Annotated in this window: 14 protein-coding genes; 1 reads left to right on the top strand and 13 read right to left on the bottom strand. The window is 68.1% G+C overall.

All coding sequences use genetic code 11. From position 1 onward, the window contains the following. Nucleotides 1-155: 155 nt before the first annotated feature. Together QHC78_RS18450 and QHC78_RS18445 are read right to left on the bottom strand one after the other, a co-directional pair. On the bottom strand, nucleotides 156-1,295 hold the full coding sequence (locus tag QHC78_RS18450; RefSeq protein ID WP_319747172.1) for a GNAT family N-acetyltransferase: 1,140 nt from the start codon (nucleotides 1,293-1,295) through the stop codon (nucleotides 156-158). After that, nucleotides 1,292-2,098 (bottom strand): LytR/AlgR family response regulator transcription factor, encoded by an 807-nt coding sequence (locus QHC78_RS18445; protein WP_319747170.1) that lies wholly within the window; start codon nucleotides 2,096-2,098, stop codon nucleotides 1,292-1,294. Before QHC78_RS18445 ends, QHC78_RS18450 begins: the two co-directional genes overlap by 4 nt. Nucleotides 2,099-2,120: 22 nt before the next feature. Here QHC78_RS18445 and argH point away from each other — a divergent pair, with 22 nt between their 5' ends. Beyond that, a complete protein-coding gene (gene argH, locus QHC78_RS18440) occupies nucleotides 2,121-3,542 on the top strand; it encodes an argininosuccinate lyase (protein ID WP_319747168.1) in 1,422 nt (473 codons plus the stop codon). Nucleotides 3,543-3,641: 99 nt separating this feature from the next. On the opposite strand, the gene QHC78_RS18435 is transcribed toward argH, so the two are convergent. From QHC78_RS18435 to QHC78_RS18385, 11 genes are all read right to left on the bottom strand, one after another. Further along, nucleotides 3,642-3,944, bottom strand: coding sequence for a DUF192 domain-containing protein (locus QHC78_RS18435; protein ID WP_319747166.1), 303 nt, complete (start codon nucleotides 3,942-3,944; stop codon nucleotides 3,642-3,644). Nucleotide 3,945: 1 nt separating this feature from the next. Continuing rightward, a complete protein-coding gene (locus QHC78_RS18430; protein WP_319747165.1) occupies nucleotides 3,946-4,815 on the bottom strand; it encodes a type II secretion system F family protein in 870 nt (289 codons plus the stop codon). Nucleotides 4,816-4,888: 73 nt separating this feature from the next. Beyond that, a complete protein-coding gene (locus tag QHC78_RS18425) occupies nucleotides 4,889-5,746 on the bottom strand; it encodes a type II secretion system F family protein (RefSeq protein ID WP_319747163.1) in 858 nt (285 codons plus the stop codon). Continuing rightward, nucleotides 5,743-7,437 carry a TadA family conjugal transfer-associated ATPase gene (locus QHC78_RS18420; RefSeq protein WP_319747161.1) on the bottom strand — a complete coding sequence of 565 codons (1,695 nt, stop codon included), beginning with the start codon at nucleotides 7,435-7,437 and terminating at the stop codon, nucleotides 5,743-5,745. Before QHC78_RS18420 ends, QHC78_RS18425 begins: the two co-directional genes overlap by 4 nt. Next, nucleotides 7,437-8,858, bottom strand: a complete 1,422-nt coding sequence (locus tag QHC78_RS18415) for a type II and III secretion system protein family protein (protein WP_319747159.1) — start codon at nucleotides 8,856-8,858, stop codon at nucleotides 7,437-7,439. The genes QHC78_RS18420 and QHC78_RS18415 overlap by 1 nt, the downstream gene beginning before the upstream one ends. Beyond that, nucleotides 8,855-9,799 carry a Flp pilus assembly protein CpaB gene (cpaB, locus tag QHC78_RS18410; RefSeq protein ID WP_319747158.1) on the bottom strand — a complete coding sequence of 315 codons (945 nt, stop codon included), beginning with the start codon at nucleotides 9,797-9,799 and terminating at the stop codon, nucleotides 8,855-8,857. Before cpaB ends, QHC78_RS18415 begins: the two co-directional genes overlap by 4 nt. A 41-nt stretch (nucleotides 9,800-9,840) precedes the next feature. After that, nucleotides 9,841-10,038 carry a hypothetical protein gene (locus tag QHC78_RS18405; protein ID WP_319747156.1) on the bottom strand — a complete coding sequence of 66 codons (198 nt, stop codon included), beginning with the start codon at nucleotides 10,036-10,038 and terminating at the stop codon, nucleotides 9,841-9,843. Then, nucleotides 10,035-10,706 carry a hypothetical protein gene (locus QHC78_RS18400; protein ID WP_319747154.1) on the bottom strand — a complete coding sequence of 224 codons (672 nt, stop codon included), beginning with the start codon at nucleotides 10,704-10,706 and terminating at the stop codon, nucleotides 10,035-10,037. Before QHC78_RS18400 ends, QHC78_RS18405 begins: the two co-directional genes overlap by 4 nt. After that, nucleotides 10,703-11,422 carry a hypothetical protein gene (locus tag QHC78_RS18395; RefSeq protein ID WP_319747153.1) on the bottom strand — a complete coding sequence of 240 codons (720 nt, stop codon included), beginning with the start codon at nucleotides 11,420-11,422 and terminating at the stop codon, nucleotides 10,703-10,705. Before QHC78_RS18395 ends, QHC78_RS18400 begins: the two co-directional genes overlap by 4 nt. Next, nucleotides 11,419-12,828 carry a hypothetical protein gene (locus tag QHC78_RS18390; protein WP_319747151.1) on the bottom strand — a complete coding sequence of 470 codons (1,410 nt, stop codon included), beginning with the start codon at nucleotides 12,826-12,828 and terminating at the stop codon, nucleotides 11,419-11,421. Before QHC78_RS18390 ends, QHC78_RS18395 begins: the two co-directional genes overlap by 4 nt. A gap of 9 nt (nucleotides 12,829-12,837) precedes the next feature. Next, the gene (locus QHC78_RS18385) at nucleotides 12,838-13,125 is read right to left on the bottom strand and encodes a hypothetical protein (protein ID WP_319747149.1); all 288 of its coding nucleotides are present in this window, start codon (nucleotides 13,123-13,125) and stop codon (nucleotides 12,838-12,840) included.

The raw sequence follows: 13,125 nt of genomic DNA, 5'->3' as shown, positions 1-13,125 counted from the left end.
CGCGTCCGCAGCCGCCGGCGGTTATCGCGAAGCGGGCCGCCACGCAGGCCCGGATATCGATCCGCTGTGCGGTATGCGCCGATCCTGGCGACATGATAAGGCCGATGGCTGGGCGGCGTCTCGGCAGGGACCGGTCAGGCCGGCGTCCGCCCCGGTCAGTCCCGCTCCGCGGGGGCCTTGAACGGGGTGTGCGACTCCAGTTCGTCCAGGTACTGGTTCATGCCGCGGGTCTCGCGCTTCAGGAAATCGGCGATGGCGGCAGCGAAGCGCTGGTCGGCGACCCAGTGCGCGGACCACGTCGGCGTGGGCAGCAGGCCGCGCGACATCTTGTGGACTCCCTGGGCGCCGCCTTCGAAGCATGCATAGCCGTTGGCGATGCAGTATTCGATGGCCTGCAGGTAGCAGGTTTCGAAATGCAGGCCGGATACGAAATCCACGCAGCCCCAGTACCTGCCGTACAGCGTGTCCCCGGCCGCGATATTCAACGCCGAGGCGACCGGCTCGCCCTCGCGCTCGGCCAGGACCAGCAGCATGGCCTCCGGCATCGCCGCATGCAGGGCCTCGAAGAAGGCGGGATTCAGGTAGGGCGAGGACCAATGATGGGCGTAGGTGGACGCATAGCAGCGATAGAAAAACGCCAGGTCGTCCGGCGTGATGGCCTGGCCGCGCAGGTGCCGGAAACGGATTCCGGCCTGCTGGACCTTCTTGCGGTCCTGCCGGATCTTCTTGCGCTTGTCGTGGTTCATGGCGCCCAGGAAGGCGTCGAAACTCGCATAGCCCTCGTTGCGCCAATGGAATTGCACGCCTTCGCGCATCATGTAGCCCGCCTCGCGCAGCGCCAGCAAGTCCTCGTCGCGGGGAAACAGCACATGCAAGGACGAGACCTCGGCCTGCCGCGCGACTTCGATGGCCGCCCGCGCCAGCAGTACCCGGTCTTCGTGACTGGCCGCCAGCAGGCGGGGACCCCCTACCGGCGTGAACGGCACGGCGCACAACAGCTTGGGGTAGTAGTCCAGGCCATGGCGCTCGAAGGCCTCGGCCCAGGCATGGTCGAATACATATTCGCCACGGGAATGCGCCTTGACATAGAGGGGCATGGCGCCCAGCAGCCGGCCCCCGCGGCGCAGGACGAGATAAGTGGGCTGCCACCCGGTGCGCCGGACCGCGCAGCCGGTCGCATGCAGCGCATCGAGAAACGCATGGGTAACGAAGGGATGGTCCGCGGCCAGGGCGTTCCAATCCGCCGGGTCGATGGCGCTCAGGTCGTCGATCAGTTCGACGGCAGTGTCGGTCAAGTCGCCTCCGTCATGAGTGAATGAGACAGTTCGTCGCCAGGCAGGCAACGCCGCACCAGCGGCCAGCGCCGCCGGGCCACGGCAATGCGTTCGGGCACGCCGTCCAGCACGAGTTCCCAATAGGGATCGGCATCGCAGCCGGTAAGTTCCGGCGTCACCCGCCGCGCGCCGGCAATCGCCGTGCGCGCCACCAATGCATTCCGATGGACTTGCACGAACCGGTCGGGATAGCTGCGGGCCAGATCGGCCAGCGGCCGCTCGATCAGATACGCGCCGCTGCGGGTGCGCAAATTCACGTACTTCCCATCGGCGCGAAGGTAGACTACTTGATCCACCGGCACGGCCTGGTCGCCGTTGCGGCTGCGGGCGACAAGCGCCGGCCGGGACGCCTCGTGCCTGCCGCCCGGCGGGCCTATCCGCGCCAGGGCGCTCCGCAGCGCCTGCGCCAGGCGGTCCAGGTGCACGGGCGGCAGCAGCAGGTCGGCCGCACGCAGCCGCGCGGCCTCGGGCCGGCAGTCGATGGACGGCAGGATAAGGACCAGTCCTGCGCCCTGCCCCGTCTCGGCCCACTCGTGGGCCAGCGTATACGCCGAGGCGTCCGGCAGCCCCAGGTCGAGCAGCACCACGGCCGGTCCGGGCACTGCCCTCCGCGCCTGTTCCGCGCCTACGGCGGGCGGCAGCAGGTGCAGCGGCATACTGCGCCTGAGCACCTTCAGTTGCGACGACAAACGGCGGCAGAACGACGCATCGCGACCTACGATCAATACGCCAGGGGAACCCGATCCCGATTCAGTAACCGCCATAACCCGCTTTATAATCCGCGCCATGTCCAAACCGACCGACCCCCGCCCCCAAGACCAGTTCGCCAAGAAAGCCGAAGCCTGGTCGGCCCGGTTCTCAGAACCGGTTTCCGACCTCGTCAAACGGTACACCGCTTCGGTGGACTTCGACAAACGCCTGGCCAAGTTCGACATCCAGGGCTCGCTTGCGCATGCCGAGATGCTTCATGCCGTCGGCATTCTGACGCAAGCCGACCTCGATGACATCCGCCGCGGCATGGCCGCCATCGAGGCCGAAATCGATGCCGGCCGCTTCGAATGGCTGCTCGACCTCGAAGACGTGCACCTGAACATCGAACGCCGCCTGACCGAACTGGTGGGCGATGCAGGCAAGCGCCTGCACACGGGCCGGTCGCGCAACGACCAGGTGGCCACCGACATCCGGCTGTGGCTGCGCGCCGAGATCGACACCCTGCTCGACCTGCTGCGCCAGTTGCGCCAGGCCCTGGCCACCCTGGCGCTCGAGCATGCCGCCACCATCCTGCCCGGCTTTACGCACTTGCAAGTTGCACAGCCCGTCACCTTCGGCCATCACCTGCTGGCGTACGCCGAAATGTTCGGCCGCGACGCCGAACGCCTGGCCGATTGCCGCAAGCGGGTGAACCGCCTGCCGCTGGGCGCCGCGGCGCTGGCCGGCACCACCTACCCCATCGACCGGGAACGGGTGGCTCGCACACTGGGCTTTGACGGCGTGTGCCGCAACTCGCTGGACGCGGTTTCCGACCGCGACTTCGCCATCGAGTTCTGCGCCGCCGGGGCGCTCATCATGACGCACATCTCGCGCCTGTCCGAAGAGCTCGTGCTGTGGATGAGCCCGCGCGTCGGCTTCATCGACCTGGCCGACCGCTTCTGCACCGGCAGCTCCATCATGCCGCAGAAGAAGAATCCCGACGTGCCCGAACTGGCCCGCGGCAAGACCGGCCGCGTCAACGGCCACCTGGTCGCGCTGCTGACCCTGATGAAAGGCCAGCCCCTGGCCTACAACAAGGACAACCAGGAAGACAAGGAAGGGCTCTTCGATACCGCCGACACCGTGCGCGATACCCTGCGCATCTTCGTGGACATGGCCGGCGGCATCCAGGTCAAGCCGGATGCCATGCGCGCCGCCGCGCTGCAAGGCTTTTCCACGGCCACCGACTTGGCCGACTACCTGGTCAAGAAAGGCGTGCCCTTCCGCGATGCCCACGAAGCGGTGGCGCTGGCGGTACGTCGTTGCGTCGAACGCGGCTGCGATCTCGCCGACCTGTCGGTGGAAGAACTGCGTGCCTTCCACTCCGCGGTGGGCGAAGACGTCCATGCGGTGCTGACGCTCGAAGGCTCGGTGGCTGCGCGCGCCCACGTGGGCGGTACCGCGCCGGCGCGGGTGCGCGAGGAAGCCCAGCGCGTGCTGGACGAAACGCGGGCATAAAAAAGACAAGATGAAGGAGTGAGGGGCCGGCATGTCCGGCCCTTTTTTCTTGGTGTTCCGGCTCTCAGCCGCTTATCCGGCCTGGGCGATCGCGCCGGTTCAACCGGGCCGGCCGACGCGGTCCCCCACTTTCCATCCCAGCCGGGCGGCCTCGCCTTCGGCAAGCTCGATGACCGCTCGCGCGCGCAGGCACCACGCCAGGCGCCAAGGCGGCAGGGCCGGCACGATGCGCAGAATCTGGCCCATTGTGCCCACGAATACCACGTCGATCGGATAAGCCATGCCGGCCGTGTGAACGGCGCGGCAAGGCGCAATCCACCAAGCTTCGCCCAGGCCGGGGCGCGGGCGCCCGAGCAGCCCGCGAAGGCGTCCGAAGAAACTCGTGGCCTCGCGCCAGTGCATGCTACCAGCCCGGGTCCATCAGCTTGATCGCGATCGGAAAGCCGATGACCACGAACGAGCAGGGAAAAATGCAGGCGATCAGCGGTAGCAGCATCTTGACCGGTGCCTCCATCGCAAGCCGTTCCGCGCGCAGGAAGCGCTCCGTCCGGCGCTGATCCGATTGCGCCCGCAGGATGGGCGCCAGATTCATGCCGAGCGCGTCGGCTTGCGCCAGCGTACCGACCCAGGCCCGCACCTCCGGGACGTCCAGCCGCTCGGCCATATCGCGCAGGGCACGAGCGCGCGGCACACCGGTGCGCACGTCGCCGAGCACCCGCCGCAACTCCTCCCGCAACGGCCCGGGCGGCCCTTTCTGGGCGGCCTGCTGCAAGGCCGCGCCGACGTGCAAGCCGGCCTCGACGCATAAGGTTGTCATGTCCAACGCAAACGGCAAGGCTCGCCGCACCTCCGCGCGGCGGCGGCGGATGCGGTCGGCCAGCCAAAGCCGCGGATAGCACGCCCCAGCCACGGCTCCGACCACCACCCCGCCCCCGCCTGCCGCCATGCCGGCGGCCGCAACGGCGGCCATGGCCGAGGCGACGGCAGCCGCTCCCGCGCAGAGGACTTGCGCACCCACGACATGAAGCGGACCCAGGCAATGCCGCAGTCCGGCCTGGACCAGCATGGACTCGACCCGCCGTCGCCGCTGCCATGACAGCCAGGGACGACAGTAGTAGGCCGCCACGACGATCAGGCGCCAGGCCAGGCGGAAGGCCGGCGGCGGTGCTTCCACCGTCTGGCCGTGTACCGGTGCCGAATCGGCTACCAGGAAATAGACCAGGACCGCCAACGCAGCCACGGCGGTGCCGGCCAGCAATGCAGTCATTCCCATGGCCGTCTCCGCTGTCGCGTCATCTCGCCGCGCCGATGGCCCCGCGGCAGGACCAGGGTGGGCGCCGTGGCGTTCATACGTCGATCCGGACGATGCGGGAAATCATCCACAACCCCAGCAAATCGAGCGAAGCGACCAGGGCCAGTACGGCCCACCCTTGCGCCGTGGTCCATAGCCGCTGCATCGTTTCCGGCTCCAAGTAGTGCAATGCCACGATCAACAGCCAAGGCAACGCGCCGACTATCCTCGATTGCAACCGGCCCTGGGCGGTCAACGCCCGTATCCGGCCTTCCATATGCAACCGGGCGCGTATGGTGGCGCCGATGCGCTCGAGCGTCTCCGCCAGGTTGCCGCCTGTGTCTGCCGCAATCCTGAGCGCCGCCACGACAAGGCTCGTGGATTCCGTCGGCACGCGATCGTGCAGATGGGCCAAGGACTGGTCCATACCGATGCCGAATCGCTGCTCGCGCAGCATCAACGCGAGCTCCTGTCCCAGCGGCGGCTGGCTTTCGGCGACGATCTGGCGCAAGCCGGCTTGCAGGCTGGCTCCCGCCCTCAGCGCGCTGGCCAAGGCCAGGAGTGCATCCGGCAGCTGCTCGTCGAAGCGCCGCATCCGGCGCGCCCGCAAACGCCGAGCGACATAGCGAGGCAATGCCGCGCCCGCGACCGCGCCCGCCGCCGCCATCGTCCAGCTTTGCGCCAAGATCCCGCAGGCCGCGGCCAACACGCCGATGATGGCCACATGGGCGAACCACAACTGATTGACATCCACGAAGAAGAAAAACTCACCCATGCGCACGCGCGCCGTTTCCGTGAACACCGCCCGATAGCGCGACAGGCTTTCGCGTACCAGGCCGTGCGCAATCCAGACCAACAGCGACACGCATACCAGTACCCCCATGGCAACCGCCCAGCTCTGCCACCCGTTCATGCGAAGCTCCGCGGGCGATCCGGCACGGCGGTACGCTGGCAGAACCACTGCGGCGAGACAGGAACGCCGCCGCTCATCCAGTCGTCGAAGAAGCTCGGCATGAGCTCGCACCCCTGGAAATAGCCCGGCCCATCGGGCTCGGCGGGCCTGGGCCGTTCGAAGCGGAAGAGTTCCTGCAGTTGTATGCGGCCGCTTTCGATGCCGCTGACTTCCACGATTGCGGTCACGCGACGCCGCCCGGCCGGCGTACGGCTCTGCTGGACGACGATATCGACGGCCGACGCGATCTGTTCCCGTATCGCGCCCAGCGGCAGGTCCATGCCCGCCATCAGCACCATGGTCTCCAGCCGCGACATGGCATCGCGCGGCGTATTGGCGTGCAAGGTAGTCAGCGATCCCTCGTGGCCCGTGTTCATGGCCTGCAACATGTCCAGCGCCTCGGCGCCCCGGCACTCGCCGACGACGATGCGATCCGGTCGCATGCGCAGCGCGTTGCGCACGAGATCGCGAATGGAGACCGCGCCGCGTCCCTCCAGGTTCGGAGGACGCGCCTCCAGCGCAACCAAGTGTTCATGCGCGAGCTTGAGCTCGGCGGCATCCTCGATGGTGATGACCCGTTCGCCCGGGGGAATGAAGTTCGAGAGGATGTTCAGCAGCGTGGTCTTGCCCGACCCCGTGCCGCCGGATACCACGATGTTCTTGCGCTGCTCGACGCACAAATGCAGGAACCTGGCCATATGCCCGTCCAGCGACCCGCCTTCGACGAGCTCCTGGATGTGCAGCCGCCGCGCGGGAAACTTGCGTATGGTCAGCGCCGGCCCCTTCAGGGCCAAGGGCGCGATGACCGCATTGACCCGCGAGCCGTCGTGCAGCCGGGCGTCGACCATGGGCGAGCTCTCGTCGATCCTGCGCCCCAGCGGCGAGACGATGCGCTCGATCACGCCCAGCACCGACTGGTCGCTGCTGAAGACAGCGGGATGCCGGCACAACACGCCGGCCCGCTCGACATACAGCTCATCGTGCCGGTTCACCATGATCTCGGAAATGTCGGGATCGGCCAGGAGCGACTCAAGCGGCCCCAGGCCCACCGCCTCGTCCACCACCTGCCGGCGCAGCGCCGATCGATCCAGGCCGGGCGGAATTTCCGCCTCGGCTTCCGCCACCAGGCTCTCCAGCAGGCGGTCTGCCTCTATCCTCAACGCAGCATCGCTCATGGCCGACACATCCCGCCGGCGCAGGTCCAGCGCATCGAGCAGCCGCGCATGCAGCCTCCGGCGCCATTCAATCATCGCTTGGTCGTGCACAAGGTGCCCCGCGCCGTCTGCCGTGGCGGGCAGCGCCGCACCCATCGCCTCGGCAGGCGGCGTTCCACCGGCAGAGGACGCGGCCTGTGGCGGCTTTCCCTGTACCGGCCGCACGCGCAGCATCGCCGTACCGATGAATATTTCGTCCTCGGGGAGCAATGGGCCGTACTGCAGGATGCGCCGGCCATTGACCATCGTGCCGCCCAGCGAGCCCATGTCTTCCACGAACACACCATCGGCCCGCTCGGTAAGCCGCGCATGGCGGCGCGCGACACGCCAATGGCGCAACCGGACTTCGCAGCCCTCGCCGCGCCCGATGACCGCCGGCGACGCCACCATCAGCGACGCCGCACGATCCTCATCGGTCAGGATCTCGACTTCCAGCATCAATACTCCATGGAAAAGGGTTCGGGCCGTACCGGGACGTTGAGCCGCTCCGGGCCGAAGGTGTCCCGCAGTACCCGTTCGCCCCGGTCTATGCGCTCGCGCAGGGCAGGATTGCGCTCGGTCACCACGGTCGGCGTGACGAAGATGGCCAGTTCGGTTTCGCGGCGCTGGAAGCGGCGCGAACCGAACAACGGACCGAGAATGGGCAGGCTCGACAGCCCGGGCAACCCGTCGAGGTCTTCCGACTGTTCACGCGACAGGAAGCCGCTCAGCACCAGGGTCTCGCCCGAGCGCACGTTGAACTCGGTGGAGGTCCGGCGTACCTTGAGCGCAGGGCCGCCCGAGCCGGCCACGGACGGATCCACGGCGCTCACCTCGACATCGATGATGGACCGCACGGTGCCGCCGGCGTCCACCCGAGGCGCAATCTGCAGGGTGACACCGTAGGGCTTGAAACTGGTATTGGTTGCGCCGTTCCTGTCGGTAGTCGAATACGGCACCTCGCCGCCGGCCAGGAAGCGTGCCGTGGAGCCGCTGCGGGCTGACAGTTGCGGCTGGGCAAGAATCACCGCTTCGCCGCTCTGGGCCAGCGCTTGGATGCGAGCCGTAAGCAGCGCGTTCATGCCCAGGTATCCCGCCGGCGACAAGGCGGGAAAGGGCAGCGCGATCGGACTGTCTCCGGGCCGCACCGATGCATCCCCTGGCGATGCCTGCAAGGGACGTCCCACCGCGGCGTCCCATGCCAAGCCTGCATTCAATCCGCCGGTACTGGCGCCATCCCAGCGGACACCGAGCTCGCGCAAACGCGCACGGGGCATCTCGACGACCTTGACGTCCATCATGACCATGCGCTCCCATCCGAGCTGGCCGGTGAAATCCACGACCTGCGGATAGCGGCGCGCCAGCATCGCGACCTTGGCCTGGTCGGCATCGCTCAGGTCATCGCCCTCGACAATGACCTTGTCGCCGACGATGCGGCTGCGCACAGTAGGAATGCCTGCGAGAAAGGCTTCGATTTCCCGCTGCACGCGCGAGGATTGTCCCGCAACGACCGTAATGCGCATGCGTTGCACCGCGCCATCCTTGTTCCAGATGACCAGCGACGACGTGCCCACCGTATTGGCGAAAACAACCACCTCGCGTTCGTCGGCCGTTGCGGCGTGGATGACGCGCCCGTTGCCCACAGCCACGCGTCCGATGCCTGGTGCCGGAAACACCTGGGTCTCGCCGACGAACATCTCGATATCCGGCAACTCCGAACCGGCGCGAAACCCCGCGCCCGGCGCCGCGGATTCCTGTTCCAGCCATGGGGGCCACTCCGCGGTGCCCGTGTCGGCGGAGGCGGGCGAGGTTGCGGCCAGGGCGCATGCAGCGGCAGCCAGGCAACGGGACACCGCACGACCCATCCATGCTGTCTTCACGGCTTTCCCTCCCCGACGGTACGGGCAGGCAGACGAACCGGAGACGCGGCCGGCGGCCGTGCGCCGATCGTGGCGTCCTCGCCCGTTCCCCAGGAGAACGCCATGGACAAGTCACGCCCATCCGGCAGCGCCGGCTCGTCCTGCGCCACTTCTCCGAGCCCGGGAATGCGGCGGGGAGCACGGTCGCCGTAGATCACCTCCACTTTGGGCTTCTTGCGCGGTTCGGGCGGGGCCGCGTCCTTGAGCCCCAACAATGCAGGCAGGTCGCCGGACGCCCGCGCGGAGGCGGGGCTCCCGTCGCCAGGACGGCGAAGCATGGCGGTCATCACACCGCTATCGCGCGCGGTGATGAGCTTCACCGCCTCCTCCGGGGAGGCGTCGAGCGTCACCGTGGAAAACCCTCCATGGGGCGCATCGCCAGTGCCATCCGGCGTTTCGGTCCGGCGCCCGGTAGCCAGCACACGCATTTTCTGCAGCAGCGGCATGGTGACGCGTTTGCCGCGATGCTCGAACGACACGTATAAATCGATCAGATCGCCGGGCTGCAACAATCCGGAGACCGAACTGATTTCATCGACCGGAATGGTGACGGCCCGCCGGCCCTCGTGCAGTCTCTCGGCCAGCGCCGCGGGGCGCTCCGATTCCAGGTGTACCGACGCGATGGGCTCGCCGGCGCGCACCGGGTAGGCCAATACGCTTCCTTCGACATCGGCAAAGCGCGCCGGATCGATGAAGCCGGTCGGCAGCCATTCCCCCGGGATATCGCGCACCGCCGCCATATCGGCGGTCAGACGCTGCCCCGCTTCCAGGTTGAACGCGGCGACGACGACAGGCGTTCTTGCCGCCTGCGCCTCGGCCTCGATAGCATCGATACGATTCTGGATCTGCCGCTGGCTAAGCCAGGCGGCGGCGCTCCCGGCCATGAGGGCGACGGCTAGCATCCACCACTTCCGGTCCAGGCGTATACGGGGCGCGCGCAGCTTCATAGCGGAAGCGCCAGCGAAGCGGCAAAGCGATGATGAAAGCCGCGCAAGGCGTCGAGCAGCCACCCCAGCAAGCCGCCCCCTTCCCCCAGCCATCCGCTTCCGGCCAAGCCCAGCACAAGGGTCACGACCACCAGGTACTCGATGGCCGACTGACCCCGCTGATAGCGGGCCACCGCATTCCATTCCCGCATCATCGCCAGCTCCATGCCGGTGCCTGCCCGGCTGTCTCGACCGCCAGCGCACCGCTGCGGCCCGCGGCCCGCTTGACGACGATTAGCTGCAAGCGCCGGTTCGCGCGGTGCCATTCGCTTACTGCGCCAAACGCGGACCCTTTCGATGGCCGCCATCCCAGTGCCCGCAGCCTCGACTGCAGGCTCCGCTGGAAAATCTCGGCGGCATCGCCGGACCCGTAAACCTGCTGCACGACTTTCCCTCCCTCGTCGTGGAACTCGAAATCCAGAAGCAGTACCGCTCCATCGGGCAGCCAGGCCGGCGGCGACGGCGCCGGATAGCTGGCGGTGGAACGGGCAGTTGCCAGCAACACGGTGGTGGACGCATCCGAGGACCGGCGCAACTGCATCAACCACGGTCGCCCTCGGTCGCTTCCTGTCAGCATGACCCCGTCAGGCAGCGGCAACAGCCACGGAGCTTGCCCGGGCTGGCGGACGAGCCGGTCGGCGAGCACCAAGGGCGGCACCTTCGCGGCGAACAGGCGAAGCTCCATGTCCGTACCGTTGAGCTGCAACGGCCCGCCCCATCCGAGATCGGCCACGTCCGGCGGCAGCACCGGGGGCGGCGCGTCGGCACGGCTTCCCATCGCGGCCAGGACCAGCACCGCGCCCACGATCCGGCGGACCTTCACGGCGCCCCCTCCAGCCGGTCGGCAGGGACCACTCCCGCCCAGGCAGAAAGCCAGTCGAACTGCGGCAAGGGGCGGTTCCAGGCCGCATCGACTCTGCCCAGCGCCGGCAGCAATGCCTTTCCCGCGCGGGCTGTAGCCTGCGCCGCCGATCCCCAGGCCAACGGGGCACGGGCCAGGCGATCCTGCGCCTCACGGTCGCCATCCGCATGGCCGGCGTGGCCAAGAATGGCGAACCGGCTGGACAGGCGGGGGCGAGTGGCGAGCCATGGGGCGATCGCCGGTGCCGGCGCCAATCGCGCGGTCACGCCTATCGATCCCGTTGCCATGCCCTGCGGGGACGGCAAAAGCTCTACTGCCAACGCGTTCGCCGTCCCCTCGGTGCCCCCGAGTTGGGCGCCGGCAGGCAAGGCACCGGCCCGCGCAAGGCGGATGGCCGGGTCGCCGGGGTCGCGCACCAACGCCGAGCCGTCGTGGTTGTGCCAGTGGTGGCGGTCCGGGTCGAAGAAGTAGTCGCGCACCCGCCGTTGCTCTTCTCGCGGCATGTCCTGGGCCACGACGAAGGCAAGATGCCGGCTGGCGAAGCCGATTTGCAGCGTCAGGTCCTGGAGTCTTCCCAAGGCGGCTGCGAGGATCAGCAGCCCGCCCAGCACGGTCAGGGCCAGCAACGCCTCGACAGCCGCCTGGCCGCCATGACGGCGGATACGCCGCTCGATCATGGTTTGTCTCCCTGCCGGCGCCAGGCATCGGTGCGCTCGGCCAACGTGACGGGACTGAGACGCGCCTGCCAGTACGGCATGAACAGACTGGCTCGCTCGGTCTTGCCATCGGTTCTGGCAAAGGGACGCCGATAGTAGGTTTCCGCCGCGCTGACCGCGGCCATCTCGCCACCCGGCAGGCGGGTGGCGAAGAGCAGCCGGCCGGCGCCCGCCTGAGGCCCCGCTGCGTCGCTGGTCGACATGGCCTCTGCGGCCCGCGTTGCCCTGACGGCAAACCGCAACGGCTGCGTGCCGTCTGTGGGGCGTCCTGCCTGAGCGATCTCGGCGAAAGACGGCAGTCCCCTGCCCTGCCATACGTCGACCTGCGATAGCGCAAATGAATTCGCCAGCGGATTGGCCGCGGTGTCGAGCAGATTCCAATCGGTATGGCCTTGTACCCAGCGCCAGAAATCCTCGTCGGCAAAATCGGGCGGCGGATCGGCGACATGGGGCAGATCATCGTCCGGCTGCGCGGCGTCGTTCTTGATGCCTCCCCAACCCATGGGATATTCGCGGTAATAACACCCTATCCACCTGTTCGAACGCAGCGCGTGGAACGACTGGGTATCGACGGACCGCCACGCGTCCAGGCCGATCAGGGATGTGGAGCCTCGGCGCCGCAGCTCGTGGCGCCGCCACGGGCAACGCCATTCGGTAGGCAGCAGGCTGCGGGCGTCATGGTTTCGCGGGGCGAGAAAGCCATAGCGCGAATCGGCTTCTTCGACCATCGACTTGAGCCTGAGCCGGGCCGCGCCGCCATAGCGCGCGACGAAGCCCGGAAGGGTATCGGCCAACGGCCGTTCGTCGAGGCGGCTCGCCTGGTCGCCATAGTGGGCACTCAGTACGGCACGCATCGCTGCTGTGCGGGCATCGGCAAGCGAACCCTGGACGGCCGCCTGCGCGCGCACCAGTACGTCGTGCACGACACGGTCGTGTTCCGCGAAGGCACGTGCCAGCCCCCCGCTGCCCCAGTCCGCGACGGACCCGGCGCCCCGAGCGCTGGCCGCGCTGCGGTAGGCCAGCCCATGCCCCGGGCCGAAAAACCCGCCGATCAGCGTGGCCGGCGGATTGGAGCGCGCGACCTGCCGGGACTCGGCGTCGCCGAACCGCGCCCAGGATGCCAGCGTGATGGCATGGGCCATGGCAACCTGGTGGGCCACCAGCGCGCGGTTCGTGTAGGCCAGGAAATTGAGGCCGCGGGCCTGCATGACGGCGCCGCTATAAGCTGCAGCGTCAAGGGCGCTCGCCAGGCGGACTTTTTCGCGCAGCAGTTGTCCGCCATTGAACGCCTGGAGCAGGCCGGCCCCGGCCACTGCGAGCAGGACCACGGCCAGGGCCAGCGCTTGTCCGGTCTGTGTACGCGCCATGATGCCGGTTCAGTTGGCGCCGGCCTGGGCGGCATTGCCGGTAAACGATTTGAGCGAGCGCGCCGAGGTTTGCGACTTGGCGCTCTTGGCCGCGGTTTGCGCTGCGCGCGATTCGGCAGACCCGTCCTCGCCAGCGATTTCGCGCGCCATGGCCGCGGTCTGGGACCGCACGACCTGGCCGAACAATTGATAGACGGCGATCGCGGCGACGGCCACCAACGCGACGATGATGACGTACTCCACCATCGATTGGCCGAGCTGCCGGTTCCGCAAGACAGGGGGAACGAAGAAAGACAT

It is taken from the genome of Pigmentiphaga sp. (assembly GCF_033795525.1).
Lineage (GTDB): Bacteria > Pseudomonadota > Gammaproteobacteria > Burkholderiales > Burkholderiaceae_B > Pigmentiphaga.
The sequence above is the reverse complement of the archived record's forward strand: the minus strand, read 5'-3'. Positions and strand labels throughout refer to the sequence as shown.

Excerpts from the sequence above, each read along its gene's own strand:
- QHC78_RS18405 (WP_319747156.1), bottom strand. The coding sequence starts at position 10,038 with ATGATGCGGGAATGGAATGCGGTGGCCCGCTATCAGCGGGGTCAGTCG.
- QHC78_RS18430 (WP_319747165.1), bottom strand. The coding sequence starts at position 4,815 with ATGGGAATGACTGCATTGCTGGCCGGCACCGCCGTGGCTGCGTTGGCG.
- argH (WP_319747168.1), top strand. The coding sequence starts at position 2,121 with ATGTCCAAACCGACCGACCCCCGCCCCCAAGACCAGTTCGCCAAGAAA.
- QHC78_RS18420 (WP_319747161.1), bottom strand. The coding sequence starts at position 7,437 with ATGCTGGAAGTCGAGATCCTGACCGATGAGGATCGTGCGGCGTCGCTG.
- QHC78_RS18395 (WP_319747153.1), bottom strand. The coding sequence starts at position 11,422 with ATGATCGAGCGGCGTATCCGCCGTCATGGCGGCCAGGCGGCTGTCGAG.
- QHC78_RS18385 (WP_319747149.1), bottom strand. The coding sequence starts at position 13,125 with ATGTCTTTCTTCGTTCCCCCTGTCTTGCGGAACCGGCAGCTCGGCCAA.
- QHC78_RS18425 (WP_319747163.1), bottom strand. The coding sequence starts at position 5,746 with ATGAACGGGTGGCAGAGCTGGGCGGTTGCCATGGGGGTACTGGTATGC.
- QHC78_RS18435 (WP_319747166.1), bottom strand. The coding sequence starts at position 3,944 with ATGCACTGGCGCGAGGCCACGAGTTTCTTCGGACGCCTTCGCGGGCTG.
- cpaB (WP_319747158.1), bottom strand. The coding sequence starts at position 9,799 with ATGCTAGCCGTCGCCCTCATGGCCGGGAGCGCCGCCGCCTGGCTTAGC.
- QHC78_RS18445 (WP_319747170.1), bottom strand. The coding sequence starts at position 2,098 with ATGGCGGTTACTGAATCGGGATCGGGTTCCCCTGGCGTATTGATCGTA.
- QHC78_RS18390 (WP_319747151.1), bottom strand. The coding sequence starts at position 12,828 with ATGGCGCGTACACAGACCGGACAAGCGCTGGCCCTGGCCGTGGTCCTG.